A 26,281-nucleotide genomic window follows, 5' to 3' on the forward strand; every position below is an offset into this window, starting at 1 on the left:
CGGCGCTCGGGGGTGGCGCAGGGGCAGGGGATCGAGAAGGCCGTTGCGTGCCGCCACATTAACTGATTAAATTGGTCGGAAATAAGGGGTGCAAAGCGATGACAGCCAGACCGACCATGAACGCCGCGGCGGGGGAGCATTGGTCCCACCGGTTCCCGCAGCTTCGCGAGGCCGATCCCCGGCTGGACGTGCTCCGTGCCGTCCGGGAAATGGACGCGCGGGAAAACCACCCGTTCGAGCGCTTTCTGAGCACGGTGGAGGGCGCCTTCGCCCGCCCGCTCGACCTTTGCCCGCCGGGCGACGCGGCGCGGACCTTCGACGAACGCTGGCTGCTGGCGCTGTTGCAGGCGCTGTCGGAGGTCGACCTCGGGCGGTATCAGTTCCTGCTGCGCTCCCGCCTGAAGGCCGGCGATGCGGCGCGGGTGCATTTCGCGCTGACACAGGCACAGGTCTGGCTGGACGCGCGGCTGTAGGGCATCGACCGTGGTGCGGCCCGCGAAGTTTGCATCTGCAAACCACATATTTGCATATTTTCTGCGCGTGCATCCGCGCAATATACTTGCTTGGCCGGAAGGCTTGAGGCAATACGGTCGGAATGGTTTCGACAGGATAAAGGGGGACCTCATGAACCTGACGTTTGACCGGAGCGTGCTGGCAGAAGCCTTTGGCGCGAACGAAGGACTGGCTCTGCGTGCCAAGCAGTTGGCTCTTGTCGTCGCGGGCATCGCCTTCCTTGCGGTGATGGCCAAGATCAAGGTGCCAGTGCCGGGCTCGCCGGTGGCGATGGGCATGGGCACCTTCGCCGTGTTGACGATCGGTGCCGCGTATGGCGCGCGCCTCGGCCTCGCGACGATCATGGGTTACATGATGATCGGCATGCTGGGCTTCGACATCTTCCAGAGCTCCACCGCTGACCTCAACGGCATCGAGTACATGATGGGCGGCACCGGTGGCTACCTCCTGGGCTACGTGATCGCGGTCGGCGCCATGGGCGTGCTGGCCCGTCGCGGCTGGGACCGGTCCGCACCGAAGATGGCGGCGGCAATGCTGCTGGGCAACGTGATCCTCTACGTGCCGGGCCTGATCTGGCTGGGCATGCTCTATGGCTGGGACAAGCCGATCCTCGCGTGGGGCCTGACGCCCTTCCTGCTGGGCGACTTCATCAAGCTGGCGCTGGCCGCGCTGCTGCTGCCCGCCGCATGGAAACTGGTCGGCCGCGCGCGCGGCTGAGGAAAGGGGCAGGCGGCGCATGAGCCCCGCCCTGCTTCCGGATACGAAGATAGCAAAGGCCGGGCATCGCGCCCGGCCTTTTCGTTTATGGGGATGGGGCGTTGTTTCGGACGGTGAACGGATGGAAACGGCAGGAGAGGGCTCTGCCCCCGCCTTCGGCCCCCCGAGGTATTTGCCGCCAAGATGAAGGGGCCGGGTGCACGTCAGGTGAGGCGGGTTTCGATCTGGGCGCCGGTCTCGAGGGTGCGGTGCACCGGGCAGCGGTCGGCGATTTCAAGGAGGCGGCTCCGCTGGTCCGGCGAAAGGTCTCCTTCGAGCGTGATGGCGCGGGTGAAGCGGTCGATCCGGGTGTCTGTCTGGCTTCCCGCGTCCTGCGCGTGCACCTTGTCGTGGGTCACGTCGACCGAGATCCGCGTCAGCGGCCAGCCCTTGCGCCGGGCGTACATGCGGATCGTCATCGATGTGCAGGCACCGAGGCCCGCCGACAGGAAGCCGTAGGGCGACATGCCCCGGTCTGTGCCGCCGTAGGCCTCCGGCTCGTCGGCGAGCGCGTGGTGGTGCGGGCCGTTCTGGATGTCCTGAAGGAAGCTCCTCGGGTCGGTCTCCGTCACGCGGGTGACGCCTTCGGGTGCGCCGGGCGGCGGGGCGGGCGGGGCGAGGTCGACGTAGCGCCGGGCCCATGCGGCGATCACCCCCGCGGTGTACTCGGCATCGTCGGGGTCGGAGACGAGGTGGTCGGCATCGTCCAGCGTGACAAAGCTTTTCGGGTGTTTCGCCGCCATGAAGATGCGCGTGGCGTTCGAAATGTTGACCACCGCATCGCGCGGCGCATGCAGCACCAGCAGCGCCTTCCTGAGGTGGCCGATGGCCGGTTCGAGGTCCTGCGCGCCCACGTCCTTGACGAAGTCATGCCCGATGGTGAAGGGCCGTCCGCCAAGGCTGACCTGCGCCGCGCCCTGCGCCTCGATCCGGTCGAGCGCGTGGGCGAAGGTTTCCGTCACATGCGCCGGGTCGAAGGGGGCGCCGATGGTCACTACCGCCTTTGCCGAGGGGATGTCGCTTGCGGCGCGCAGCACCGCCGAGCCGCCGAGCGAGTGGCCGATCAGGAGGGCGGGCGCCATGTCGCGCTCTGTCAGCCAGCCGGCGGCGCAGCTGAGGTCGGAAACGTTGGAGCAGAAGGTGGTGTTGGCGAACTCGCCCTGGCTGTGGCCGAGGCCGGTGAAGTCGAAACGCAGCACGGCGATCCCCATTGCCGCCAGCCGCTGCGAGATGCGCCGCGCGGCATGGATGTCCTTGCCGCAGGTGAAGCAATGGGCGAAGAGGGCAGTGGCCAGGTGCGGACCGTCGGGCCTGTCCAGACGGGCGGCAAGCCGGTGGCCGGAATGGCCGGGGAAGGTGACGCGGTCGCTGGGCATGATCGTTCCTGACTTCTGGTGCCGACAGGATGTGGCCGGACGCAGGGGAGACGCAACCGGGGTGACAGGCGCGTCACGGCAAGGTGAGAGACGTTGCAATGTGGGTGAAGGTGCTGGCGGCGGTGGCGGGTCTGGTGACGGTTGCCGGGTGGATGGCGCCGGGCGTTCTTCCCGCGGGCGTGCGCGTGGCGGCGACGGTTGTCTTTGCGCTGGCGGCGATCTGGTCGTCCTGGCCGGCCCGCCTGCGCTGGCCGCTGGCGGCGGTGGCCATGGCGCTCCTGCTGTCGGAGGTGACGGGTGGCTGAGGCGCCGGGCCTCTTCACGACGCGCGACGCACGCGACCGCCGGGAGTGGGCGCGGCTGCTGGCCTTCTGCGCCCGGCACGGCAGGGCGGCCTTCTCGCGCGATCCGCTGATCGGCGGGCATGTCACCGGAAGCGCCGTGCTGCTCTCTCCGGACGGGGGCGAGATGTTGCTGACGCATCACCGCAAGCTCGACCGCTGGCTGCAATTGGGCGGCCATTGCGACGGCGAGGCAGACGTGGCGCAGGCGGCACTGCGCGAGGCGCGGGAGGAAAGCGGGCTGGCGGGGATCACCCTGCTGTCGCCCGAGGTCTTCGACATCGACATCCACGAGATCCCCGCCAACACGCGTGAGCCCGCGCATCTGCACTACGACCTGCGCTACCTGATGCGGGCCGGGAGCCGCGGCTTTGCCGTCTCGCACGAAAGCCGGGCGCTGGCTTGGGTGCCCTTGGCAGAGGTCGGGCGCTACACCCGCGCGCCGAGCGTGCTGCGCCTCAGGGACCGGGTGCTGGCCGACCGTGGCGCAGAGGCCGCGCATCGGATCGGGCGCGACACGGGGTAGGGCGGGGCTGTGCGCCGCCGCCCCCCTCGGGCCAAGCGCACCTGTCAGACAAAGACGAACTCCTGTTCGAGGAAGTCCGCTACGGATGCGTTCTCCACCGTCAGGACTCCGCCCGAGTAGGTGATGGATACGTCGCCGGTGCCGGTGTCCGCGATGGTCAGGTCGCCGAAGGCCAGCCCGTCGAAGACGATTTCGTCCTCCGCGGCATCGTAGTCGAGGATCCGGTCCAGCCCGTCGCCCGCCCGGAAGACAAAGCTGTCGCCGTCCGCGCCGCCGCCCAGCCGGTCGTCGCCGGTGCCGCCGATCACGGTATCCGACCCGCCGCCGGTCAGGATCAGGTCGTCGCCCTCCCCTCCATCGACGGAATCCCCGGCAAGGCTGCCCATCAGCAGGTCGTTCCCGCTCGTCCCGGTCTCGGTCACGGCCGTATCGCCGAGGCCGATCAGCTCGTAGGAGTTCAGCGTAACCTGGTCGAAGGTCGTGCCGGTGTCGCCGTCCAGGTCGAAGATCGCTGTCACCGCGAACTCGTTCTGCGCGCCCAGCAGGTCCTCGATCCCTGCGAGGTCCGCCAGCGCAAGGTCGATCTCCAGCGTGCCTGCGACGACTGCCGGGTTCGTCTCGTCCGCGATGGTACCGAGGTCGGTGCCGTCGGCCTCCAGCGTCACGTCGAGCGCGATCAGCGTCGCCGGGAACAGCCCCGAACCGGACAGCGCGGCGCTGAGGGCACCGAAGCTGGTGACGGGGGTGGCCTGTCCGTCACTGTCGGTCTGGCTGAGCAGCGCGAGGTTCAGGTTGCTGCCGATGCCGAAGGACTGCACGTCGACCGCGTAGGGCCGGTTGAACTGCGCCTGGGGCGTGTAGGTCCCGGCCGGTGTCCCCGCAGAGGAGATTGTCGTCGTGAAGGTGTCGTTCAGCAGGTTGGCCAGAGGCTGCGCCCATTGCTGGGTGGGCCCCGGGTTGCCGTCGGTGATGAACAGCATCAGGTTCAGCGCATCCGGGCCGTCCAGCACGTATTGCGTGTCGAAGTAGAACTCGGTCTGCTGGAATGCCGCGTCCCATGGCGTGAACCCTGCGGTGTACGTCATCTGGGCGATGTCGGCCTGAAGCCCGGCAAGCGTCGTCAGGTCGAGGTCCACGGAAGGTGCGGTCCGTCGCGGCGCCGTCAGGATCTGCGGCAGGGTTGCCGGGTTGCCGTCGACGAACTGGAGGCGCAGGTTGTTCTGAGAAGTGGCACCGCTGTAGCTGAACACCTCCACGTCGATGTCGATGCCGGTCCCGTCGAACCGCGTCGCGATGTCCTCGAGTGCGTTCGAAACGGCGTCGAGCTGCTGCAGCCATGCTGAGGTGCCGAGGCTGCCCGACGCATCCATGGCGAACACCAGGTTCACGCTGGGCGCGTCGTAGGACGTCAGGTCGATGGAGATCGCCCCTGCCGGGTTCCCGTCCACTGGTGCTGCGTTCAGGTCCAGCGTCACCTCCTGTCCGCTGTCAGACACGAAGGTCTCGTTGGCGACCTCGATCCGCAGCTCGGCGGTGTCGGTTCGCCCGGTCGAATCCGTGACCGTGGCGGTGAAGGTCTCCACTCCGGTAAACCCGGGGTTGGGGATGAAGTTGAACCCGCCGCTCGGAGAGATGTTGAGCGTGCCGTTCGGCAGGGCAAAGCTGCCCGCCGTCCATGTCAGCGTGTCGCCAAGGTCCGGATCGACCGCGACCAGCGCGCCGGGCGGGGGCGTGTAGGGCGAGAGGCCGTCGTTGATCGGAACCTCGATGACCTGGTCTTCAGCGCGCGGCCCATCCTCGACCGGCAGGATCCGGTAGGTGCCGGAGGCGGTCGTGGACGCAGCGCTGCCGTTGGACGTCTCGGTCGCCGTCGCCGTGGCGGTCAGGGTGAAGCTGCCGTTCCAGTCGGCGGGCGGCGTCATCTCGAGTGTCGAGAGGTCCAGACCTTCGGCGTTTTCGATCACCCAGTCGCTGCCCGAGGCCGCGCCGAGGCTGAAGGTCGCGCCCGCCGGGAAACCGGAAAGCGTGATCGTCAGCGTCTCGGACCCGTCCGTGACGGTCAGCGCCGCGGCCAGGTTCACCGGCACCGGCTGGTCCTCGGTCGTATAGCCTTCGGGCAGGGACGTGAGTGTCGAGAAGATCTCTCCCGCGCCAATCTCCGTGCTCCAGACGTTGACCAGATCCCCGTTGTCGAGCAGCGCCATCTGCCCACCGCCGCCGAACGGGTACGAATACTGGTTGCCGGTGGTGATGTTGTTGACGCGGGTTTCGATGCCAAAGGGGCTGCCGTCCGCATTGTAGCGCTGCTCGAAGATGCCGTAGCCGGAGCCGTCCTCAAGAAAGGACGACCAACTGATCGCAAAGCCGCCGTCGGGCAGTCCGACCACGGTGGGCGAGGACTGGGCACTGAAACTATATGTGTTGACCTGGAATTCACCGCCGACGCGCGCGCCGGTCAGATCGTATCGCTGCGCGTGCAGGCTGCTGCCACTTCCGTCCTGGCCGAAACTCTGCCAGGCGACGACATAGCCGCCGTCCGCCAGCGCGGCGACGACCGGAAGCTCCTGGTTGCCGTTGGTGTAGGTGTTCGCGACGAACTCCGGGCCGACCGGTGCGGCACTGGCGTCGAAGATCTGGCCCACGATGGCCAGGCCATTGCCGTCCTGCAAGTCGGAGGCCCAGACCGCCACGAAGCCGCCGCCGGGCAGGGCCGTGACGTGGCTGCTTTGCTGGGCGGTGGGGTTCGTCACGTTGACGAGGAACGGGCTGCCCAACAGGTTTCCGTTGGATGCAAGGACCTGCCCCATGATCGCCGAACTGCCCGCATCGCCGCCAGCGCTCTGCGTGTAGGTCACCACGATGCGCCCGTCGTCCAGGACGGCTGTGTCGGGGTGGACCAGTCCGGACCCGCCGAATGTCTGCGTGTTGGTCTGGCTTCCGCCGGCATCGTACAGAGACACGGATATGTCGCCGCCGCCGGCTCCGGCGCTGGCATGCGCTATGGCGAACCCTCCGCCGGGCAGGCCGTTCACCACCGGGTACGGGATCGCCGGCAGGCCAGAGGCAACCGTCAGGGCCTGACCCTGCGGTGTGCCATCGTCCAAGAACATCCGGGCCAGCACGTTGTACGTGCCGTTTTCATTTGAATGCCAGACGACGACGTAGCCGCCGCCATCCAGTGCCGCGACCGTCTCTGCCGTGTCGCCATCGGTCGCGGCGGTGGACACCTGCTGGTCGACCCCGCTGCCTGCGAAACCGTAGGTCGCCGCCCCCGGCGGTGCCAGAGAGACGGTCGGCGCGTCGGCCACGGCCTCGATGGTGATGATCTCCGTCCCGACCTCGTAGGCGCCAAGGCTGTCGGTCGCCCGGTAGTCGAAGCTGTCGATCCCGGACCAGTCTGCGTCCGGGGTGTAGGTGTAGCTCCCGTCGATGTTCATCGTGACGCTGCCATGCGACGGCCCGGTTTCGACGGTATGGATCGGTGCCGCCACCGAATCCGGGTCCGACGACAGCACGGAATCGATGACCATGCCATCCTCCGTCCCGACCTGGAGGGTATCCGGCGCGAAAGGCGCGTCATTAGACCCGGTGATGGTGATGGTCAGCGTGCCGATGTCGGCCGCGAACAGACCGTCATTCACCACGTACTGGAAGGTCTCCGTGACCACCTCGCCCTCGGCCAGCGCGCGGGTCGACGGGTTGAGGTCGTCCAGCGTGTAGGTCCAGTCGCCGTTCGCGCCGATCACGACCGACCCGTAATGCCCCGCCACCGGCGCGCCGACGTTGGCGTTGTCCGCTTCTACCGAAAGCACGATCAGCACGTCCGACGTATCCGGATCGGTGTCGTTGGCCAGAACGTTGCCGCTGGCGATGGGATCGCCGGCCGTGGCAAAGCCCGCCTCCACCACCGGATCGCCGCCGTTGTCGTCGGCCACGGCCACCGGCGCATCGTTCCTGCCCCGCACGTCCACGGTGATCTCTGCCGTGTCGGTGCCGCCGTTTGCGTCCGTCACCGTGTAGGTGATGCCGGTGCTCACGAACTCCCCGTGGGCGAGGGCGTTGAACTCGCCATTCGTGTCAAAGCTGTAGGCGCCGTCGTTCCGCACGGTGAAGACGCCACCGTTGGTCCCGGCGATGGTCATCGTCTGTCCGGGCGCGCCGAAAGGATCGGGCAGCGTCTCCGAGTCTATGCCGTTGGTGATCGAGGACGCCCGAAGCGCGTCGCCCTCCGGGTCGGTGTCGTTGGCAAGCGCCAGCGAGACCTGCCCGAAGATGTCCGCCTGGGCGAAGCCGTGGACGTCATCCTCGTCGACCTGCAGGCTGTCGTCGGATGCCACCGGCGGCGCGTTGTCGCCGGACCCGGTGATGGTGATCGTCAGGGTGGAGCTTGCCTCCGCCCCCGTGCTGTCCACCACGGAATAGCCGAAGACCTCCGTCGCGATCTCGCCCTGCGCCAGCGCCTCCGTATCCGGGTCGGCGTCGTCCAGCGTGTAGGTCCAGTTGCCCGCCGCATCGACCAGCAGGCTGCCGTAGGTGCCCGCGACCGCCGTGCCGATGTTCGCCGCCGATCCGTTGACCGCGGACAGCGTCAGCGTGTCGTTGGCGTCCGGGTCGCTGTCGTTGATGAGCAGCTTGCCCACGGCGCTCGGGTCGCCCGGATCGAGGGTTCCGGCCTCCGTCACGAGGTCGCTGCCGTTGCCGTCCGCCACCAGCACCGGCCCGTCATTCGTGCCCGTGATGGTGAAGGTGACGATGTCGGACGCCAGCGCTGCCCCGAAATCGTTCGCCACGATCCGGACCGAGAAGGTGATCGTCTCGCCCGCGCCGAGGAAGTCGAGGTCGAGCGAGTTGTTGTAGCTCCACGGCAGCACCGTCCCGGCCGTCACCGGCCCCGGTACGCCGAGCGTGAAGCCGGTCTGGATCTGCACCTCCTGCGCGGCGGTCAACGTACCGTGCGACCAGACGGGCACATCCACCAACTGGGTGTAGACCTCCAGCACGTCGTTCACGTCGAGGTCGGCGATCTCCACCGTGCCGGACAGCCCGATGACCTGCGCGGAGGCATCCGCCTCCTCTGTGATTGCGCTGGCCGGGGTCGCCGTCACCACCGGCGCGTCATTGGTGCCCAAGATGCTGAAGAAGATGACATCTGTGCCGGTCTGCGTGCCGTCATGCGCCGCGACCATATAGGACAGGCCGATGGTCTCGTTCCGACCGAGGAAATCGAGGTCGAGCGTGGCGTCGTAGGTCCAGCCGATTGTGCCGGGCGCATTGGCCCCTGTTACGCCAGTGGAGAACCCTGCCGCCAGCGCGGTTTCCTGCGCGGCGGTCAGTGTCCCGCCGGACCACACGGGCGCCCCGTTGATCGAATAGGTCAGATCGATCGTGTCGCCCAGGTCGATGTCATCGAAACTCAGCGTGCCGCTCTGTGACAGGACCTGCGCCGTGGCATCCGCGTCCTCCACGAAGGGCAGGGCGGGCTCGATGACGACGGTCGGCCGGTTGTTGCGGCCTTCGATGGTGATCGCGATGTCGTGGCTCGCCTCTGCACCGTGCACGTCGGTCGCGGTCACCGTGTAGGTCAGCACGAGGCTCTCTCCCAGCGACAGACCGGCAAAGTTGTTCGTGCCGCTGTCGAAGGTCCATCCGCGCCGCGCGAGGCTTTCGACCGCACTCAGCACGGTCGGCGTGTCCAGCGTGAGCATCCCGAGAAGGTTCTCGGGCGGAACCCCCGCCAGAACCGCCGTCGCGCCGGTAGCACTGAATCCGGTCACCGCCGCCGTCACCGTGTCGGAGGTGTCCATGTCCGAGAAGGTGAGGGTGGACGACACCGTCAGCGGCAGGCCGGACTCTGTCAGCGTCTCCGCATCGGTGTCAGGGGTGGTCAGGGTGATCCGCGGCGCATCGTTGGCGCCCTGCACGGTGATGGTCACCAGCTCCGTATCGACCCCGCCGTTGCCATCATCCACGGTGTAGGTGAAGGTATCGGTCGCCTCCTCACCAAGCGCCAGATGCTCGAAAGCGCCGTTGGCGGAATAGGTGAACGTCCCGTCGAGGTTGTTGATCACGGCGCCCACCGTGTCCGTGGTGTCGACGCTGAACGCATGGCTGTCCAGCGTGTCCACATCGGCAAAAGCCGCGACGACCGTGATCTGGTCGCTGTTGCCCGGCACCTGAGGATCCGTGCTCTCGTCCACGCTCCCCGAAAGCGCCTCGGCCATCGGTGCGTCGTTGGTGCCGGTCACCGTGACCGTCACGGCTTCTATGGTGGAGGCCCCCGCATCGTCGGTCAGCGTGACGAGGAAGCTCTCCGCCTCCACCTGGCCCGCCGACAGGCCGTTCGCCACGCCGTTGTTCAGCGTATAGGTCCACGCGCCGGTGACCGGGTCGATGGTGAAGTTACCGTAGATACCCGACGCGTTGCCGGACCACGTCAGCACGGCCCCCGCATCCGGGTCGAAACCGGCCAGCGTGCCCGTGGCGACGGGCGTGCCCGGGTCGACGACGATGCCGTCCGCATCGCTGCCCGCCTCACGAACCGCACCTGCCGTGCCCTGGCCCGTGACGATCTCCGGCTCGTCGTTGCGGCCGGTGATGGTGACCGTGACAAAGCGCGACGCGCTGCCGCCGTTGTCGTCGGATAGGATGACCTCGTAGACCTGCTCCAGCGTCTCGCCTTCGCCGAGGCTGTCGAGCGCGGCGTCGTCCACGGTGAAAGTCCAGTCGAAGCTGCCCGACACGGGGCCGGCGGGCACCGAGAAGCTGCCGACATAGCCGGGCGACACCGGAAGGGCCGTGGCCGTGTGCGTGTCGAGGGCATCGATATCCGTGAAGCTGATCGTGCCGGAGGCGGACAGGACGTCCACGCCTTCGCCCGGTGCGCCATCCGCGATCTCGGAAACCGCGCCTTCGACCACGGCGGCGGTGATCTCGGGCGCATCGTTGCGGCCGGTCACCGTCACCCTGAACACCTGCATGCCGGAAGTGTCGTTCGGCGCCCCGCTGTCATCGGTGGCAAAGACCCGGGTCTCGATCCGCAGCGTGTCGCCCGCGGACAGCCGGTCGATCCCCAGCGAGGGGGGAGAGTCCAGCCGCCAGTACCCGGTCTCGTCGATGGTCACGGCCGCCTCCAGCGCCGCCATCTCTGCCGCTGTGAAGGGTGAGGGGAGACCGCCGCCCGCCGCATCCTCGAAGATCACGGCGAAGGGCAGGTGGCCGATGCTGGCCGTATCGGTCGCGTCGAGGTCGGCAAAGGTGATCTGCCCCTGATCGGAAAGCCCGGCGGGCGCCAGCGGCTCCGCCAGCGCCACGTCGACCGGCGCCGAGGTGATCTGCGGCGTGTTGTTCCTGCCGGTCACCGTGAAGCTCAGGACCTGCGTCCCGGTCTCGCCCGCAAGGTCCGTCGCCGTGATCGTGTAGGACCAGGTGATCTCCTCTCCGATGGCCAGGAAATTCAGGGCAGCCTGCGCCGCGTAGTTCCACCCGATGGATCCCGGCGGCACCGCATCCGACACCCCGGTGGAGAAGCCTTCCTCCAGCGCCGCCGCATTGCCGGGGTCGAGAACGCCGCCGCTCCACGCGATATCGCCGTTGGAGACGAAGGTGATGTCGACAAGGTCGCCCGCATCGCTGTCGGTGAAATCCACCGTCCCGCTGTCCGCCAGCACCTGCATGCCGGCCACCGGCGCCTCGGTGAACCCGGCTGAGGGGCTGACCGTGACCTGAGGCGCGTCGTTGGTGCCCGTGACCGTCACGGTGACCGTGTTCACAGCCGTCGCCCCGTGCCGGTCGGTCGCCGTCACCTCGAAGGTCACATCCCGCGTCTCGCCCTGACCAAGGTCGGTGAAGAAGCCGGTCGGGTCGAAGGTCACCTCCGTCCCGGAGACCGTGGCCGCACCCTCCGCAGGCGGGGCGGTGATGGTGTAGATCAGGGTCGTGCCGTCGTCGTCGCTGTCGATGTCATCGCCGTAGTCGGCAAGGTCCACGCTGACCGGCCCGCCGGTCTCCTCCGCCGCCAGCGTCACCGCGTCCAGCGTCGGGGCATCGTTCTCGCCGGTGACGGTGATCTGCACCTCGCGGGCGATCAGCCCGCCGCGGCCGTCGTCGATGACAACCGTCACCACCACCACGGCATCCTCGCCCAGGGCCAGCCCTTCGTATGCGCCATCGGTGTCGAAGGTCAGCTCGTAGAGCATGCCGCTGGCGCAATCCCGCGTGTCGCCGTCCACCAGCGCCACGTCGATAAGCCCGCCCGTGGCCGAAACGGAATCGATGGAGACCCCGTCACCGTCGAAGTCCACGATCTCCATGGGGAAGGCGACCGTCCCGCTCTCGGAAACCACCTGGTCGGCAACCGAGACCACCGGCGCATTGTCCCGCCCGTCGAGGTAGAGCGTGACATCCGCGAATTGCAGCGCATCGATGAACCGCAGCGTGTCGGTGCCCTCGGCGCCGGTCAGGTCGGTGACGGCCAGCGACTGCCCCCAGCCGCAGGCGAACCACGACTTGTAATGCCCGTACCCATGGCCGCTGCCGTGCGTGTCGTGGCCCTTGCCCTTGTCGTTCCGGTGCCGGTCGTCGCCGTCCAGATGGCTGCCCGTCAGGCAGATGTCGAAGTCGAGGATGGAGCCGTCGTAGACCGCCGTGTCGAACCCGATGCTGCCCTCGAGGGTGTCGTCGCCTGCGCCGCCCCGGAGGGTGTTCTCGCCATGCCCCACCTCGATCACGTCGTCGCCCGCACCGCCGTCGACCGAACTGTCGCCATGCCCCGTGCGCACCACGTCGTCGCCGTCGCCCGCATCGACGGTGTCGTCACCGTGCCCCGACCGGATCTCGTCATCGCCGCCGCCGGTGGATATGTCGTCGTCGCCCCAGCCGCTGCGCACCTCGTCTTCGCCATCGCCGGACACAACGGTGTTGTCGCCGGTCCCCGCACGGATGTCGTTGTCGCCGCTGCCCGCATCGATGCTGTCGTCGCCCGACCCGCCGCTGACATTGTCGTCGCCCGGCCCGGCGAGGATCGTGTCGGCGCCGCTGCTGCCCTCGATAGTATCGTCGTGATCCGAACCGATGACACTGTCGTCACCGCCCTTGGCGTTCACCTTGCGGCCGGATGTCTCCCCGGAAAGGTCGATCGTGTCGTCGGCGCGGGTGCCGTTGATGGTCTTCAAAGTGCTTGATACGGTGCCGTTTCCACGGCCCGGACGAAAATACGTCATGGTGTCCCCCATCGGAAAGAATAGCGGCAGTTTGAAAATCGAAACGGCGCAGGTGCGCGCCCAAGCTGGTACTGGAAACTCCCAATATTAACGGCCCGGCAAGCCTTCCCTGTCAAACCTTTCCGTACGTGGGCCACGGTCAGACCACCGCAAGCGTCTGAGAAGGCGGATGTTTCGTCCCGAAGTGGAACCGGATTTCCACCGCCTTTCGCGTCAAACCCGCCTCTCGACAGGCCGAATCGCGTCATGAGTGTTTCAGAATCGGAAACGGTGTCCGGACAGTTGCCACAGTTGCCTTTGTGGACGAATCCTGCCTACTCTCATATGCGGGATAGATTCCCGGGGGGATAGGAATGAAGAGCGAACTGACAGTTCGCCTCGCTGCGCGTCTATCTGCACTTCGCGCGGCGCGCGGATGGACACTGGACCAGCTGGCTGCTGCCAGCGGCGTCTCCCGCGCCGCGCTCTCCCGCCTCGAAAACGCCGAGGTCAGCCCTTCCGCCGACGTGCTCTACCGCCTCGCCGCCGCCCACGAGATGACGCTTTCGCGGCTGATGTCGCTCATGGAAGACGGCTTTGCCGCCCAGGTCCGCCGCGACGACCAGGCGCTGTGGCGTGACGGCGAAACAGGCCTCTCCCGCCGGATCGTGTCCCCCGCAGCACCCGCGCTTGCGGGGGAGGTGATCGAATGCAAGATCACACCCGGCACACATTGGGTGCAGGAAGCCCCCGAGGTTCCGGGCCAGGAGCACCACCTCGTGATGCTGACCGGCTACATGCACGCGGTGGTCGACGGCGAGGCGCACTACCTCGCCCCGGGCGACACTCTTCGGTACCGCGAACACGGCGAGACACGCTTCGTCACCGCAAAGGGGCAGGGAGCGAAGTTCATGATGTGCCGGATCAGCGGTTGAGAATGGTATCGGCTTGCTGACGCAAGCCGATCCGCGCGGGCTTCGCCCGCGGATGGGGGCTCTGCCCCCGTCTCCCTCCGGGAGCCTCCCCCGAGGATATTTGGACCAAGATGAAGCAAGGCCGTCCGTGCCTTTCATCTTGGTGCAAATACCTCGGAGGGGTCCGGGGAGGCGGAGCCTCTCCGGCGGATCGCCTTGCGCCAGCAAGGCGAAACGTCTCAGCAGTTCGGCACGTTGACCGCCAGACCTCCGAGCGAGGTCTCCTTGTACTTCTCGTGCATGTCCTGGCCGGTCTGGCGCATGGTCTCGATCACCGCGTCCAGTGGCACGAGGTGGGTGCCGTCGCCGCGGATGGCCAGCGACGCGGCCGAGACCGCCTTGATCGCGCCGAGGCCGTTGCGCTCGATGCAGGGCACCTGCACCAGCCCCTTCACCGGATCGCAGGTCATGCCGAGGTGGTGCTCCAGCGCGATCTCCGCGGCGTTCTCGATCTGCGCGGGCGTGCCGCCCATCACCGCGGCGAGGCCGGCGGCGGCCATGGCGGCGGCGCTGCCGACCTCAGCCTGGCAGCCCGCCTCGGCGCCGGAGATCGAGGCGTTGTATTTCACCAGCCCGCCGATGGCGGCGGCGGTCAGCAGGAAGTCGGGGATGCGGGCGCGGGTCGCGCCCGGCACGTGGTCCAGCCAGTAGCGGATCACCGCGGGCACCACGCCTGCCGCGCCGTTCGTCGGCGCCGTCACCACCTGTCCACCGGCGGCGTTCTGTTCGTTCACCGCCATGGCGTAGACGCTCATCCAGTCGTTGCAGACGTGCGGGGCAGACTGGTTCATGCCGCGTTCCGCCACCAGCTGTTCGTGAATGCGCCGCGCGCGCCGCTTCACGCCCAGTCCGCCGGGCAGGATGCCTTCACCCTCCATGCCGAGGTCGATGCAGCGGTTCATCACCTCCCAGATCCGGGCGAGCCCGCGGTCGAGGTTGTCGGCCCCGCCGCGCGAGATCTCGTTGGCGCGCTTCATCTCGGCGATGGTCTTGCCGGAGCGGTCCGCCATCTCCAGCATCTCGGCGGCGGATTTGAACGGGTAGGGCACCGGCGGTCCGTTGTCGGTGTCCTTCCCGGCGGCCAGCTCGTCGGCGGTCAGGACGAAGCCGCCGCCCACGGAATAGTAGGTCTCCTGCAGGATCACGTCGCCCTGTTCGTCCAGCGCCTCGATCACCATCCCGTTGGCGTGGCCGGGCAGGGCGGCGCCAAAGTCGAACCGCAGGTCATGTCCCATGTCGAAGCGCATCTCGGGCAGCCCCTCGGGCGCCACGGTTCCGGTTTCGCGGATGCGGGCCAGCGCGGCCTCGGCGGCCTCGTGGTCGTAGGTCTGCGGCGCGAACCCGGCAAGGCCCAGCACCGTCGCGCGGTCGGTGGCGTGGCCCACGCCGGTGAAGGCAAGCGAGCCGTAGAGGTGCGCCTTCAGCCCGTGCGCGCGGAACGGCGCCTGCCGCAGCCGGTCGAGGAAGCGCGCGCCCGCCACCATCGGCCCCATCGTGTGGGAGGACGACGGGCCGACCCCCACCTTGAACATGTCGAACACGGACAGGAACATCAGAGCGCACTCCCTTCTGGTGGCTGTGCGGGACGCGGATTGCTGAGCGGGGTCGGTCCCAACCCCTCGGCCAAGGCGGCCTTCTGTGCAGACGGACGGGTTTCCACCCTTTCCGCCAGCGCATTGAGCGCCGGGTAAGCGGCGAGCCGGAACCAGCCGGTGTCGCCATGCGGGTAAAGCGCGCACCAGCGCAGAAGGACCGCGACGTAGATCGCAAGCGCATCGGGCGGCGCGTCCGGGTCACGCCCGCCGATCACCCCGTCCAGCAGCGCAAGCGCACGGGGCAGGGTCATGCCCGTCCCGTCCACACCGCGCAGGGTGGCAAGCAGCGCAGCCTGCGCCTGCGGGTCCGGCCCCACGTATTTCTCCGGGTAGAAGGTCATCCGCAGCCCGGTGTGCACGGTGTTCGACACGAAGACCAGCCATTTCAGGACATCGCCGCGCCCGGCGTCTTCGGACGCGGGGGCCAGCCGCCCGTGCCGGTCCGCCAGCCACAACAGGATCGCCGCCGTCTCGAAAAGCGTGCCGTCCGGCGTCTCCAGCGCGGGGATCAGGCCCGCGGGGTTCACCCGCCGGTACTCTGCACTCTCCTGCGCGCGGGCCGCGCGGTCGACCAGCCGCGTGACATAGGGCACGCCAAGCTCTTCCAGCGCCAACCGGACGATCAGCGAGGCATTGTCGGGGGCATAGTGCAGCACGTAACTCATGCGCCTTACCTAGCCCGCCCGCGCAGAAGCGCCCGCATGAAAAGCGTCATCCGGGGGCGTAAATGCGGTGCCGCGCCTCACGCCGCCGTGATGCACCGTGACCCGGTCGTGTGAAACTCTGCCGGCGCGTCATCGTGGCTGGAGGTGAGCGCGGCCCGGGACGGTGCCGCTCCGGAACACAGGGAGACCACAAATGAAGACCTTTGCAGCCACCGCCATCCTCGCCCTCATGACCACGCCGGCCCTTGCCGCCGACGTGCCTACGGTCGGGGGCGCGCCGATGTACCCGGACAAGACCATCGTCGAGAACGCGGTAAACTCGCCCATCCACACCACGCTGGTCGCGGCGGTCAAGCAGGCCGGCCTTGTCGACACGCTCAATTCCGAAGGGCCCTTCACCGTCTTCGCGCCGACCGACAAGGCGTTCGGCATGGTCTCCGACGAGAGCCTGCAGCAACTGATGATGCCCCAGCACAAGGAACAGCTCGGTCAGATCCTCGCCTGCCACGTGGTCGCCGCAAACGCCATGTCCGATGCCATCATGGGCATGATCGCGGATGACGGCGGCATGCACCCGGTGCCGACCGTGGGCGGCTGCACGCTCCAGGCGAAGATGAGCGGCAACAACATCGTCCTGACGGACGAGAACGGCCGCGAGGCCACCGTGACCCTCGCCGATGTCCGCCAGTCCAACGGCGTCATCCACGTGATCGACCGCGTCCTGCTGCCGAGGCAGTAAGCGGTCCCTCGAATGGGGTGGGGGACCTCCCGCCCCGTGGAAAGGGCGCGCACCAAACGCGGGGCCACCAGACCCTGGGCTTTGCTCCCGCCTCGCGCAGACGTGCGCGCCCTGACCTTGCCCGACGCCGGGATGATGCGCATCCTTTCGGGCACAACCTTTCCCACGCCGACACACACCAGACAGGAGGAGGCACATCATGAACCGCAGAACCTTCATCGCCGCCGCCGCCGCGCTCGGTTTCGGCGCCCGCGCCGCCGAGGCCGCCAGCTTCGAAGTCAACCGGAGCGAGGCCGAGTGGCGCGCCATGCTCAGCGAGATCGAGTACAAGGTCATGCGCCGGGAAGGCACTGAACGGGCCTACACCTCGCCGCTCAACGACGAGAAGCGCGCAGGCACCTTCCTGTGCAAGGGCTGCGACCTGCCGCTCTATTCCTCGAAGACCAAGTTCGACAGCGGCACCGGCTGGCCGTCCTTCTACGAGGCGCTGCCCAATGCCATCGAGACGAAGCCCGACCGCGCGCTCTTCATGGTGCGCACCGAGTGCCACTGCCGCCGTTGCGGTTCGCACCTCGGGCACATCTTCGACGACGGCCCGCCGCCGACCGGCAAGCGGCATTGCATCAACGGCGTCTCGCTGACCTTCCAGCCGGCCTGACCGGCCGCAACGATCCCCCGAACGTAAAAGGCCCGGGTCGCTTCTCGCACCATGCGTGAAATGACCCGGGCCAATTTCGTGTTTGGGGAAGGGCGCGCCCTTACTTGAAGTTGCGCGATTCCTTGATCTGGTCCCACGCCCAGACGACTTCCTGCAGCTGCTCTTCCTGGGAGCGGTCGCCGCCGTTCATGTCCGGGTGCAGCACCTTGATCAGCTTCTTGTAGACCTTGCGGAGCTCCGCCTTGGTCAGCGTGTCCTCGGCCTCCAGGATCTCCAGCGCGCGGCGTTCGGTCGGTGGCAGCTTGCGTCCGCCGCCGGCCTTCTTGCGGCCCGGGTTGCGCGTCGCCTTGTCGCCCAGCACCTGGTGCGGGTCCTCGATGCCCAGCCGGGCCCAGGCCTTCGCCTCCGGATCGCGCCAGTCCTTGGTCTTGCGTTCCCACACCTTGTCGGACGAGGCCTGCGCGTTCATCTCGGCTTCGGTCTTGCCCTCGAAGAAGGACCACTGTGCGTTGTATTCGCGTACGTGGTCCTTGCAGAACCAGTAGAAGTCGTCCAGCACATCGGGGGCTTTGGGTGCGCGGAACTTGCCCGGTTCCTCGCAGCCGTCATGATCGCAGACGCGCTGCGATGTCTCGGATTCGCCGGTCATGCCCTTCCGGCCGCGCGGGTTCTTCTTCTTCGCGGACCTGACGGACATGTCGAAACCGAAGGGATCGGGTCTGCTCATCTCTCACCTCATCTCGACTCGGACGCCAGATTTTAGACATTTGTCGTCCGGAGAACAGGGGGCAGCCGGAAAAAATGTCGCGACCCGCGGGATGCTGCCCGTGCCTCCTGCCGTCCCATCCGGCAGGTCCGGCAGGCGCTGCGCAATCGCGTGGCAGCGCAGGAACGGAGGTCAGGCCGACCCCTCGGGAGGGGAGCCGCCGTCGATCGGGCCGGTCAGCGCCGTGCGCAGCGCCACGTCCGCCGCATCATGCGGCCCGACCGGCGTGCGCGGGGGGCGGGCCGGCGGGGCAGGCGGCTCTGCCTCGGGATCGGCGTGTGTGTCCTCCACCCGCCATAGTTGAGGCGCGGGGGCTGTGACGCTGGCGGTCTGCGGTGGCTCCAGCAGGCGCGGCTGGAAGACGCTCGCATCCGCCGCGTGCGGCCTGCGAAAGACAAGAAGGTTCCGCCAGACCGTCTCTGCCCCTGTCAGCCCGGCGCGTTCGGTTGCGGGCAGGGTGTCGGTACGCTGGTACTCCCAGCCCCGCGCGGCCATGTCGTTCAGCACACGTTCGACGGCGGCGGCAAAGCGCGCCTCCGCACTGGCGCCCTTCAGCTTCTCGCCCTTCTCCGGGGCGGGGACGATCCGGTATTCGTACCTCATGACGGGCAGAGTATCAGCCCGGCAGGGCGAGTGAAGCGAAAACCTGCCCCCTTTAGGCGCCGCATACGGTCCGCACATGCCCCGTTCCGCAACCGTGGCCGCACGCAAAAAGGGGCCGGTCTCACGACCTGGCCCCTGTCAGCTCTGAACAAACGGATCAAATCCCCCGCTGCCAATCTTTTGCGTGTCGCCCCGACCAATCCTGGGACTGCCTCGGGGTGAACTACCCTTCGGTACAGGGAAGATAACGCAAACATCACGGGTTTGTCAGTCAGGGAATCCTTACGTAGCGGAATTTGAATGCGAGAAAGGGCGCCTGCGCGCAATGATCTTGCCGCGATGGGCGGCCCGACATTGCGATATCGGCATGACCTTGCTGTCCCCCAAGTTCGGAAGACCCATGATCGGACAAAAGATTTGAGGGAGTCAGAAGGTGGCCGGGGACCACCGCGCGGCGCCTTGCGGCGCTGCGGTCACTTCGTGGGGCGCTTTTCGGCGCGGGCTTCCTCGAGGCGGCGTTCAAGCACCTTGCCCTCGTGCCGCATCCACAGGACGCCGAGGGAACACCCGCCCAGAAGCACCAGCGGCATCCAGAATTCATAGGCTGTCATCGGCAGACTCCTTGTGCAGTCTTCCCAACATATAGTGCGAAAGCGCGTGAAATGCCAGTGCAATGACCGCCCACCACAACGAGGACAGCTCCAGCGAGAGCGCCGTGTCGGTCGCCGGACGCAGCACCGCAAAGCCCAGAAGCCCCAGCGCGATGGCGTTCAGCGACGTCGCGACCAGCTTGATCCGTTCGTTGTAGACCAGAAGCTCGTCGCGCAGCCGTTTCATCCCGAGGTTCCCCCGCCGGATCGCATCACCGGCGCCGCGTCACTGCGCCAGCTTCTGCGCGACGATCTCGTTGACCGCCTTGGGGTTGGCCTTGCCGCCGGTCGCCTTCATCACCTGGCCCACGAACCAGCCCGCCAGCTTGGGGTTCTGCTTGGCTTTCTCCACCTGCGCAGGGTTGGCGGCGATGATCTCGTCCACCGCCGTCTCGATCGCGCCGGTGTCGGTGACCTGCTTCATGCCGCGCTCTTCGACGATCTTCTCCGGGTCGCCGCCCTCGGTATAGACGATCTCGAAAAGGTCCTTGGCGATCTTGCCGGAAATCGCGTCCGACTTGATCAGCTTGATGATCGCCGCCAGCTGACCGGGCGCCACCGGGCTGTCGGTGATGTCGCGGTCGTCCTTCTTCAGGCGGCCGAAAAGCTCGTTGATGACCCAGTTGGCCGACAGCTTGCCGTCGCCCGCCTCCGTCACGACCTGCTCGAAATAGGCGGCGTTCACCGTCTCGGCGGTCAGCACGTTGGCGTCATACTCCGTCAGGCCGAAATCGCCCATGAAGCGCGCCTTCTTCTCGTCCGGCAGTTCCGGCAGCGAGGCGGCGATGTCGTCGACCCAGGCCTGCTCGATCTCCAGCGGCATCAGGTCGGGGCAGGGGAAGTAACGATAGTCGTGCGCCTCTTCCTTCGACCGCATGGAGCGCGTCTCGTTCTTGTCCGGATCGTAGAGCCGCGTTTCCTGGTCGACCTTGCCGCCGCCTTCGACGATGGCAATCTGGCGGCGCGCCTCGTATTCGATGGCCGCCTGGATGAACCGCATGGAGTTCATGTTCTTGATCTCGCAGCGCGTGCCGAGATGGCCGAAGTCCTGCGTCTCCTGGTACTTCTCGTAGGCGCCGGGCAGGCAGATCGACACGTTCACGTCGGCCCGCAGGTTGCCGTTCTGCATGTTGCCGTCGCAGGTGCCGAGGTAGCGCAGGATCTGGCGCAGCTTGGCGATGTAGGCAGCGGCCTCTTCCGGCCCGCGGATGTCGGGGCGGCTGACGATCTCCATCAGCGCGACGCCCGTGCGGTTGAGGTCGACGAAGGACATGTTCGGGTCCATGTCGTGGATCGACTTGCCCGCGTCCTGTTCGACGTGGATGCGCTCGATCCGCACCTTGCGCGCGATCCCCGGCTCCATGTCCACGAGGATTTCGCCCTCGCCGACCAGCGGGTGGTAGAGCTGGCTGATCTGGTAGCCCTGCGGCAGGTCGGGGTAGAAGTAGTTCTTGCGGTCGAAGGCGGACACGAGGTTGATCTGCGCCTTAAGGCCAAGGCCCGTGCGCACGGCCTGCTCGATGCAGTATTCGTTGATGACCGGCAGCATCCCCGGCATGGCCGCGTCCACGAAGGACACGTTGGAGTTCGGCTCCGCCCCGAACTGGGTCGAGGCACCGGAGAACAGCTTGGCCTTGGACGCGACCTGCGCGTGCACTTCCATCCCGATGACCAGTTCCCAGTCGTGCTTCGCCCCGGCGATCACCTTGGGTTTCGGGGTCTCGTAGGTCAGATCCAGCATGTCGGGGCCTCGCGATGCTCAAGAATGGGTTGCGGTCTAGAACACCGGGCGGGGCGGAGCAAGGCCCCGGCGCCGGACCGCCCGCGCATCATGGCGCGGGGCCGCGCGCTGCGCCAGCCGGAACCCGCCGCGCGACGGGCTCTTGTGCTGCATCTGTGCAAAATCCGGCCTGTCCGGTGTCCGGTCACGGCATACGCGTTTGGAGGCTGCAAAGCCGCAGCCAATTCGCTACGGCCTTCAATCCCCCTTCAGCATCCGCACGCCGTCCGGCGTGAAGACGAGGCGTCGGCCCACGTCCAGCGCCGGGGCGTAATACTCGGCCATGGTGGAAATCGCCCGCACCCGGCCGCGGCGGACGGTGTCCTGCGAATCCTCCGGCGGCAGGGGGCGACCGGGGGAGGGGGCGTTGGCCCAGATCTCCGGGTGCAGTTCGCGCAGGTAGTCCTGCGTGATCCAGCCGAAGGCATCGCCAAGGCGGCGGCGGGCAGAGCCCGGGTCGGACGGGCCGCCCAGCGTCAGCCCGGTGAAGGCCGCCATCCGGTTGGCCATGTCCTGCGTCGGGTGGCGCTGCAATATGTCGTGCAGCCCTTCGGTGAAGAGCTCGGCATCGACCCGGCGCAGTGCGCCCGCGTCCCGCTCCAGCGCGCCGATATAGACCCATGTGTAGCCCGCCATGCCCCAGATGTCGCAGGTCTGGCCGATCACGCGGCGGGCTTGGCTGTCGAGCATTTCCCAGCTGCCGAAGCGGCGCGGGCGCAGGTCGTGTCCCAGCGCCATCATGTGGGCGGGCACCTCCGGCGCCAGTTCGACGAGGTCCTCGTAATCGTCGGCGACACGGGCGGCGGGCGCCGGGTCCGCCTCCAGCACGGCGCAGCGCAGCGCGGCCCAGTAGGACGATCCCGCCTCGAACGCGTCGTGACGGTCGGCGAGCGCGCGCGCCTCTCCCATGTGCCAGGCATAGGCGGCGCGGCGCTGTGCCGAAAGCTGTGCCGGGGCGGAAGCGCCGCGCCACGAGAGCGCCACGTCCACATGCGCCAGCGCCGCCAGCCCGTCGAGCGGAGGGCCCGCGTCCTCATCCTCCAGAGCCGCGCGGAAGGCGGCGAGGATTGCGCGTGCCGTCTTCGGCTCTCCGCGGCGGACCAGTTCGCGGGCGGCCTGCACCACGTCCGACCGCGCCCCCTGCGCCAGCAGCAGCGCCACCGGGAACAACCCGTCGGTCAGTTGCCCGCCCCGGTCGGCGGCGGCGATCAGTTCGGCCAGCTCGTCCCAGGCCTCCTGCCGCGCAAGGTGGCGGCCCCGTGCGATGTGGTCGGCCCGCTGCGCCGCGTCGGGACCGGGTGCGCGCACCGCGATCTCCACCCGAGGGCGCAGCGGCGGCAGCGTGGCCGTGCCAAGGCGGGCGCGCAGGGCTCTCTGGTCGGCATAGCGGTTCGGGCGCATGGTGAGGATGGTTCCGGGCAGGCAGCAGCAGGATGCAGGCCCCCAGTCTGTCGGCGCATGTGGGCCAAAAGACGGCGGCTTCGCGGAACCGCCCCGACCTATATCCGACGTTTTTCGGAACGTCTGCCTGCGGCCGCCGCATTGGTTACCCGACCGTTAACAATCCCCGTCCCGGGCCATGCCGTCCGCAAAGCGGTGCGATCTTCATCAGCGCCTTCGTGGGTGCGGCAATCCTGCGCAATTTTGCATCATTTGGCGGTATTGCGAATCCGGATCGTTTCCGGCAGGGTGCCGCGGTCATGTTGCGTGCTGCTGCCCTTATCACGCTCATCGGGACATCGTCGGTCTGGACCGCTGCGGATGCCAATCCGTTGCTGTCACAGGTCGGGCCCGTGCCAACCGTAGCTGCCCCCGAGCAGGCGGTGATGGCATCGGTGCGCCCGAAACAGCGTCGCCTCGCCGTCCCGGATGCAAGATGGGACACCAAACCCGGTCGCAAAAGCTGGACTCTCGCCGTCCTCAAGGGATTGCGGAGCCATGCCCACGCACTCCCCGATATTGTGCCGAGGGATATCGCTTCGTACTGCCCGGCGTATCCGACCGCAAGCCGCGAACAGCGCGAAGCCTTCTGGGTGGGCCTGATTTCTTCGCTGGCGTGGCACGAAAGCACACATCGCCCCACCGCGGTGGGCGGCGGCGGCCGCTGGTACGGTCTGACGCAGATCCTGCCCGACACCGCACGTCGCTATCAGTGCAAGGCAAAGAGCGGATCGGCCCTCAAGGACCCGGAGGACAACCTCTCCTGCGCGCTGCGAATCATGGCCGTGACGGTCAAGCGCGACAAGGTGGTCAGCGCGGGCATGCGCGGCGTCGCCGCCGACTGGGGCCCGTTCCACTCCTCGCGCAAGCGCAGCGACATCATGGACTGGACCCGCAGCCAAAGCTACTGCCAGGGCATCGCCCGCTCGCTGCGCCCCGTCGCGCGGCCCGACGAACTCCAGCAGCAGTGGGAGACCGAGCGCATGCGCACGATCCTCGCCTCGTTCGAGAACGTCCGCCCGGAGGCCCGCCCGATCTCCGTCTTCGCCCGCGCCCTGAAGGACGCGCTGCCGCCGGTGGAAACCCTGCGGGAGGCGATGGACAACCCGGTCCGGATGCTCATCAGCACCCAATCCGAAGGCTGATCGCCGCAAGCCGCCAGACACCCGGAAAACAAAAAGGCCCGCCAGAGTGCGGGCCTTTCGCTTGTCAGATGCGCAAAGCCTTCAGGCCTTCAGCCAGCTCGGCCGCCGCGTCGCGTCCAGAAGGCTCACCGCAGGTGCCTTCGGCCCGCCCAGCGACAAGGTCGCCCGGCGCAGGATCTCGATGCCTTCCTCGCTCTTCGCCGGCAGCGCAGAGGGAGAGATCGGCTCGCCCACGGTGATGCGGAACGGCTGGCGCGCCTTGTTCAGCGTCTCGTGGAACAGGGAAATGTCGCGCAGCGTCGGGTGCAGAAGGTCGAACAGGTAGAACATCACCGAGTTGCGCGCGCGGATGTTGACCGGGATCACCGGCAGGTCCAGCTTGCGCGCGATCATCGCCGCACTCGCCATCCAGGGCCGCTCGTGCAGCGACAGGCCGCGCCGCTTGGCCAGACGGCCCGAGGGGAAGATCACGCCGAGCCGGCCGTCTTCCACCGCGCGGCGGCAATATGCCATGGTCTCGCGCGTCTTGGCATGCGAGCGCTTCTCCTGCCGCCATTCCACCGGGCAGACGATGTCGTCGAGCTGCGGCAGGACGCGCACCACGTCCTTGTTGGCAAAGAAATAGGTGTCGGGCCGGATCGTCCCCAGCGCATTGTAGAGGATCACGCCGTCGGCCAGCCCCGTGGGGTGGTTCGACACGATCAGCGCCGGTCCGTGGCGCGGGATATTGTCGAGGCCGGAGATCTCGACGTCCTTGGCGATCAGGCTGCCCAGCAGGCGGAAACCGTCCTGCGCCGTCATGTGGTCGAGCTGACCGGCCACCTCCAGCGTGTGGTCATATGTCAGCAGCCGTTCGAGGACGGCGCGGGCAGCGGCAACGAAAGAATTCTGCCGCGAGAACCATGGCGCGCGTTCCTCGATCAGGGGGTCGATACGGTCTTTCATTCGTCAGCCATGATCACAAGTTGTTAAAGTTTCCATGACAGACAGGGGCGCAGCTGTCCAGACGACAGTGCACCGCTGCGTCATGGCGGTTAACAGCCGCCGGTGGGGACAGTCCGACCGGCGCTCCGGAATACGTCCTGCTATACATAACGCACCGGACGTGCAGGGAAAGGGCGGCTAACGGTCCGGGCGCAGGCCGAAATGGTGACGCTCCGTCGTGACGTTACGTCGCCTCAGCGCCTCCTCCAGCGCGGGCGGCTGCGGCAGGCAGTCCTGTGGCAGGGTGATGCGGCGCCCGTCGTCGGTGACGAGGCGGGCGCGCACCGACAGGTCCAGCCGGGTCTCGAAACGCGCGGTCCGGATGCGCGCCAGCGCGATCTCCCCCTCGCTGCCGCCCGACCGCCAGGCCAGCGTCCGGTCGTCCAGCCGCAGCCCGGCCTGCCGGTCGCGGGCAAAGTCGAGCGCGGCGGGCAGGGTGACCAGCATCAGCAGCGCCACGATCCAGCCCGCGGCCTCCAGCACCAGCCAGAGCGTCAGGATCGCCAGCCACACGAGGATCAGCGCCAGCGCCGCCCAAGGCGTCCGCCCCGAGGCGCGATGTTCCAGAACCGGCAGGTTTCCGGTCACCGCCCCCCGGCCACGTCGAGGATCGAGCGGGTGACATAGGAGGCGCGCTCCGACAGCAGCCAGAGGACCGCCTCCGCCACCTCGTCGGCGGTGCCGGGGCGACCCATGGGCGGCGTCTTCCCCAGCTTCTCCAGCCGGTCGGGTACACCGCCCTTGGCGTGGATGGCGGTCTCGATCAGACCGGGCCGGATGGCGTTGACCCGGATGCCCTCCGGCGCCAGCTCGTCCGCAAGCCCCAGCGTGAAGGTGTCGATGGCGCCCTTGCTCGCGGCGTAATCGATGTACTGGTTGGCCGATCCCAGCCGCGCCGCCGCAGACGAGATGTTGACGATACTGCCGCCCTTGCCCCAGGCCCGCATCAGGCCAACCGCCTGCCGCGCTACCTCGATGGCGCCCAAGACGTTGACGGCAAAGACCTTCTCCACCCGCTCCGGCGTCAGGTCCATGATCGTGCCGGTCTGCGCCACGATCCCGGCGTTGTTCACCAGTCCGACCCGCCCCGGTTTCATGCCCGAGATGGTGTCGAACATCTTCTGGACGGCCTTCGGTTTCGAGACATCGGCCTGCAACAGGTAGGCCTGCGCCCCCATGCTCTCCACGACCGAGGCGGTCTCCTCGGCGCCCGCCTTGTCCTGCCCGTAATGCACCACGATGCGCGGCCAGCCGTTGAAGGCGGCGTTGCGTGCCGTGGCAGCCCCGATCCCGGCAGAGGCACCGGTGACGATCAGCACCCCGCTCACGCCGCACATCCCGTCATGAAATTCCCGAAATCTCTGTTGCTGCTCATGGACCCCATTCTCCCGTCTGACCGGCGCGCAAGGCTAGACCCGGCCGTCCCACATCTGCAAGGCGCGCCCGGCCCGAAGGCCCCGGCGCGCCCGCCATTGCCAAGCGAATATGCTTCATCTTGGCCCAAATACCTTGGGGGTGTGGGGGCAAGGCCCCCACCGGATCGCTGCCGCAGGCAGCGAAACGCCCCGAATGG

Annotated in this window: 21 protein-coding genes; 8 read left to right on the top strand and 13 right to left on the bottom strand. The window is 67.7% G+C overall.

Annotated features, from left to right (window positions below):
- Positions 1-98: 98 nt before the first annotated feature.
- Positions 99-473: a hypothetical protein gene (locus CDO87_RS18260; RefSeq protein WP_157815037.1), complete on the top strand. Its 375-nt coding sequence runs from the start codon at positions 99-101 to the stop codon at positions 471-473.
- A gap of 151 nt (positions 474-624) precedes the next feature.
- Positions 625-1,230, top strand: coding sequence for a biotin transporter BioY (locus CDO87_RS18265; protein WP_100930105.1), 606 nt, complete (start codon positions 625-627; stop codon positions 1,228-1,230).
- Positions 1,231-1,433: 203 nt separating this feature from the next.
- Here the strand turns inward: CDO87_RS18265 and CDO87_RS18270 are convergent, their stop codons facing one another.
- A complete protein-coding gene (locus CDO87_RS18270; protein ID WP_100930106.1) occupies positions 1,434-2,645 on the bottom strand; it encodes a bifunctional alpha/beta hydrolase/OsmC family protein in 1,212 nt (403 codons plus the stop codon).
- A gap of 98 nt (positions 2,646-2,743) precedes the next feature.
- On the opposite strand from CDO87_RS18270, the gene CDO87_RS18275 reads away from it, so the two are divergent.
- Entirely contained in the window at positions 2,744-2,950 is a 207-nt protein-coding gene (locus CDO87_RS18275; protein ID WP_100930107.1) for a hypothetical protein, read from the top strand.
- Positions 2,943-3,512: an NUDIX hydrolase gene (locus CDO87_RS18280; protein ID WP_100930108.1), complete on the top strand. Its 570-nt coding sequence runs from the start codon at positions 2,943-2,945 to the stop codon at positions 3,510-3,512. Before CDO87_RS18275 ends, CDO87_RS18280 begins: the two co-directional genes overlap by 8 nt.
- A gap of 44 nt (positions 3,513-3,556) precedes the next feature.
- On the opposite strand, the gene CDO87_RS18285 is transcribed toward CDO87_RS18280, so the two are convergent.
- Complete coding sequence (locus CDO87_RS18285; RefSeq protein WP_157815038.1) at positions 3,557-12,730, bottom strand: VCBS domain-containing protein; 9,174 nt, start codon at positions 12,728-12,730, stop codon at positions 3,557-3,559.
- 353 nt (positions 12,731-13,083) lie between these two features.
- Between CDO87_RS18285 and CDO87_RS18290 the strand changes: the two genes are divergently transcribed.
- On the top strand, positions 13,084-13,644 hold the full coding sequence (locus tag CDO87_RS18290) for a helix-turn-helix domain-containing protein (RefSeq protein ID WP_100930110.1): 561 nt from the start codon (positions 13,084-13,086) through the stop codon (positions 13,642-13,644).
- A gap of 218 nt (positions 13,645-13,862) precedes the next feature.
- On the opposite strand, the gene CDO87_RS18295 is transcribed toward CDO87_RS18290, so the two are convergent.
- Positions 13,863-15,236 carry an L-serine ammonia-lyase gene (locus CDO87_RS18295; protein ID WP_100930111.1) on the bottom strand — a complete coding sequence of 458 codons (1,374 nt, stop codon included), beginning with the start codon at positions 15,234-15,236 and terminating at the stop codon, positions 13,863-13,865.
- The gene (locus CDO87_RS18300; RefSeq protein WP_100930112.1) at positions 15,236-15,943 is read right to left on the bottom strand and encodes a glutathione S-transferase family protein; all 708 of its coding nucleotides are present in this window, start codon (positions 15,941-15,943) and stop codon (positions 15,236-15,238) included. The genes CDO87_RS18295 and CDO87_RS18300 overlap by 1 nt, the downstream gene beginning before the upstream one ends.
- Positions 15,944-16,136: 193 nt before the next feature.
- Here CDO87_RS18300 and CDO87_RS18305 point away from each other — a divergent pair, with 193 nt between their 5' ends.
- Positions 16,137-16,682 carry a fasciclin domain-containing protein gene (locus CDO87_RS18305; protein WP_254698202.1) on the top strand — a complete coding sequence of 182 codons (546 nt, stop codon included), beginning with the start codon at positions 16,137-16,139 and terminating at the stop codon, positions 16,680-16,682.
- 199 nt (positions 16,683-16,881) lie between these two features.
- The gene (msrB, locus tag CDO87_RS18310; RefSeq protein WP_100930113.1) at positions 16,882-17,340 is read left to right on the top strand and encodes a peptide-methionine (R)-S-oxide reductase MsrB; all 459 of its coding nucleotides are present in this window, start codon (positions 16,882-16,884) and stop codon (positions 17,338-17,340) included.
- Positions 17,341-17,440: 100 nt separating this feature from the next.
- Here msrB and CDO87_RS18315 read toward each other — a convergent pair whose 3' ends face one another.
- The 6 genes from CDO87_RS18315 to CDO87_RS18335 form a co-directional block, all read right to left on the bottom strand.
- Positions 17,441-18,067, bottom strand: a complete 627-nt coding sequence (locus CDO87_RS18315; protein WP_100930114.1) for a J domain-containing protein — start codon at positions 18,065-18,067, stop codon at positions 17,441-17,443.
- A 171-nt stretch (positions 18,068-18,238) separates the two neighbouring features.
- Positions 18,239-18,709: a DUF4177 domain-containing protein gene (locus tag CDO87_RS18320; RefSeq protein ID WP_100930115.1), complete on the bottom strand. Its 471-nt coding sequence runs from the start codon at positions 18,707-18,709 to the stop codon at positions 18,239-18,241.
- Positions 18,710-19,182: 473 nt separating this feature from the next.
- Positions 19,183-19,320, bottom strand: coding sequence for a hypothetical protein (locus CDO87_RS26845; protein ID WP_157815039.1), 138 nt, complete (start codon positions 19,318-19,320; stop codon positions 19,183-19,185).
- Positions 19,307-19,546: a hypothetical protein gene (locus CDO87_RS18325; RefSeq protein ID WP_100930116.1), complete on the bottom strand. Its 240-nt coding sequence runs from the start codon at positions 19,544-19,546 to the stop codon at positions 19,307-19,309. The genes CDO87_RS26845 and CDO87_RS18325 overlap by 14 nt, the downstream gene beginning before the upstream one ends.
- Positions 19,547-19,585: 39 nt before the next feature.
- Positions 19,586-21,100: an Asp-tRNA(Asn)/Glu-tRNA(Gln) amidotransferase subunit GatB gene (gene gatB / locus CDO87_RS18330; protein WP_100930117.1), complete on the bottom strand. Its 1,515-nt coding sequence runs from the start codon at positions 21,098-21,100 to the stop codon at positions 19,586-19,588.
- A gap of 237 nt (positions 21,101-21,337) precedes the next feature.
- On the bottom strand, positions 21,338-22,540 hold the full coding sequence (locus CDO87_RS18335) for a hypothetical protein (RefSeq protein WP_100930118.1): 1,203 nt from the start codon (positions 22,538-22,540) through the stop codon (positions 21,338-21,340).
- Between the two features lie 218 nt (positions 22,541-22,758).
- Between CDO87_RS18335 and CDO87_RS18340 the strand changes: the two genes are divergently transcribed.
- Positions 22,759-23,724 (top strand): transglycosylase SLT domain-containing protein, encoded by a 966-nt coding sequence (locus tag CDO87_RS18340; RefSeq protein ID WP_254698204.1) that lies wholly within the window; start codon positions 22,759-22,761, stop codon positions 23,722-23,724.
- A gap of 81 nt (positions 23,725-23,805) precedes the next feature.
- Here the strand turns inward: CDO87_RS18340 and CDO87_RS18345 are convergent, their stop codons facing one another.
- The 3 genes from CDO87_RS18345 to CDO87_RS18355 all read right to left on the bottom strand — a co-directional run bounded on the left by CDO87_RS18345 (position 23,806) and on the right by CDO87_RS18355 (position 26,036).
- A complete protein-coding gene (locus CDO87_RS18345) occupies positions 23,806-24,669 on the bottom strand; it encodes a lysophospholipid acyltransferase family protein (protein WP_100930120.1) in 864 nt (287 codons plus the stop codon).
- 177 nt (positions 24,670-24,846) lie between these two features.
- Complete coding sequence (locus CDO87_RS18350; RefSeq protein WP_100930121.1) at positions 24,847-25,296, bottom strand: hypothetical protein; 450 nt, start codon at positions 25,294-25,296, stop codon at positions 24,847-24,849.
- Positions 25,293-26,036, bottom strand: coding sequence for an SDR family oxidoreductase (locus CDO87_RS18355; protein ID WP_100931029.1), 744 nt, complete (start codon positions 26,034-26,036; stop codon positions 25,293-25,295). The genes CDO87_RS18350 and CDO87_RS18355 overlap by 4 nt, the downstream gene beginning before the upstream one ends.
- Positions 26,037-26,281: the final 245 nt, after the last annotated feature.

Source organism: Sagittula sp. P11 (assembly GCF_002814095.1).
Classification (GTDB): domain Bacteria; phylum Pseudomonadota; class Alphaproteobacteria; order Rhodobacterales; family Rhodobacteraceae; genus Sagittula.

Excerpts from the sequence above, each read along its gene's own strand:
- CDO87_RS18265 (WP_100930105.1), top strand. The coding sequence starts at position 625 with ATGAACCTGACGTTTGACCGGAGCGTGCTGGCAGAAGCCTTTGGCGCG.
- CDO87_RS18290 (WP_100930110.1), top strand. The coding sequence starts at position 13,084 with ATGAAGAGCGAACTGACAGTTCGCCTCGCTGCGCGTCTATCTGCACTT.
- gatB (WP_100930117.1), bottom strand. The coding sequence starts at position 21,100 with ATGCTGGATCTGACCTACGAGACCCCGAAACCCAAGGTGATCGCCGGG.
- CDO87_RS18275 (WP_100930107.1), top strand. The coding sequence starts at position 2,744 with ATGTGGGTGAAGGTGCTGGCGGCGGTGGCGGGTCTGGTGACGGTTGCC.
- CDO87_RS18300 (WP_100930112.1), bottom strand. The coding sequence starts at position 15,943 with ATGAGTTACGTGCTGCACTATGCCCCCGACAATGCCTCGCTGATCGTC.
- CDO87_RS18295 (WP_100930111.1), bottom strand. The coding sequence starts at position 15,236 with ATGTTCCTGTCCGTGTTCGACATGTTCAAGGTGGGGGTCGGCCCGTCG.
- CDO87_RS18270 (WP_100930106.1), bottom strand. The coding sequence starts at position 2,645 with ATGCCCAGCGACCGCGTCACCTTCCCCGGCCATTCCGGCCACCGGCTT.
- CDO87_RS18285 (WP_157815038.1), bottom strand. The coding sequence starts at position 12,730 with ATGACGTATTTTCGTCCGGGCCGTGGAAACGGCACCGTATCAAGCACT.
- msrB (WP_100930113.1), top strand. The coding sequence starts at position 16,882 with ATGAACCGCAGAACCTTCATCGCCGCCGCCGCCGCGCTCGGTTTCGGC.
- CDO87_RS18325 (WP_100930116.1), bottom strand. The coding sequence starts at position 19,546 with ATGAAACGGCTGCGCGACGAGCTTCTGGTCTACAACGAACGGATCAAG.
- CDO87_RS26845 (WP_157815039.1), bottom strand. The coding sequence starts at position 19,320 with ATGACAGCCTATGAATTCTGGATGCCGCTGGTGCTTCTGGGCGGGTGT.
- CDO87_RS18335 (WP_100930118.1), bottom strand. The coding sequence starts at position 22,540 with ATGCGCCCGAACCGCTATGCCGACCAGAGAGCCCTGCGCGCCCGCCTT.
- CDO87_RS18345 (WP_100930120.1), bottom strand. The coding sequence starts at position 24,669 with ATGAAAGACCGTATCGACCCCCTGATCGAGGAACGCGCGCCATGGTTC.
- CDO87_RS18260 (WP_157815037.1), top strand. The coding sequence starts at position 99 with ATGACAGCCAGACCGACCATGAACGCCGCGGCGGGGGAGCATTGGTCC.
- CDO87_RS18305 (WP_254698202.1), top strand. The coding sequence starts at position 16,137 with ATGAAGACCTTTGCAGCCACCGCCATCCTCGCCCTCATGACCACGCCG.
- CDO87_RS18315 (WP_100930114.1), bottom strand. The coding sequence starts at position 18,067 with ATGAGCAGACCCGATCCCTTCGGTTTCGACATGTCCGTCAGGTCCGCG.
- CDO87_RS18320 (WP_100930115.1), bottom strand. The coding sequence starts at position 18,709 with ATGAGGTACGAATACCGGATCGTCCCCGCCCCGGAGAAGGGCGAGAAG.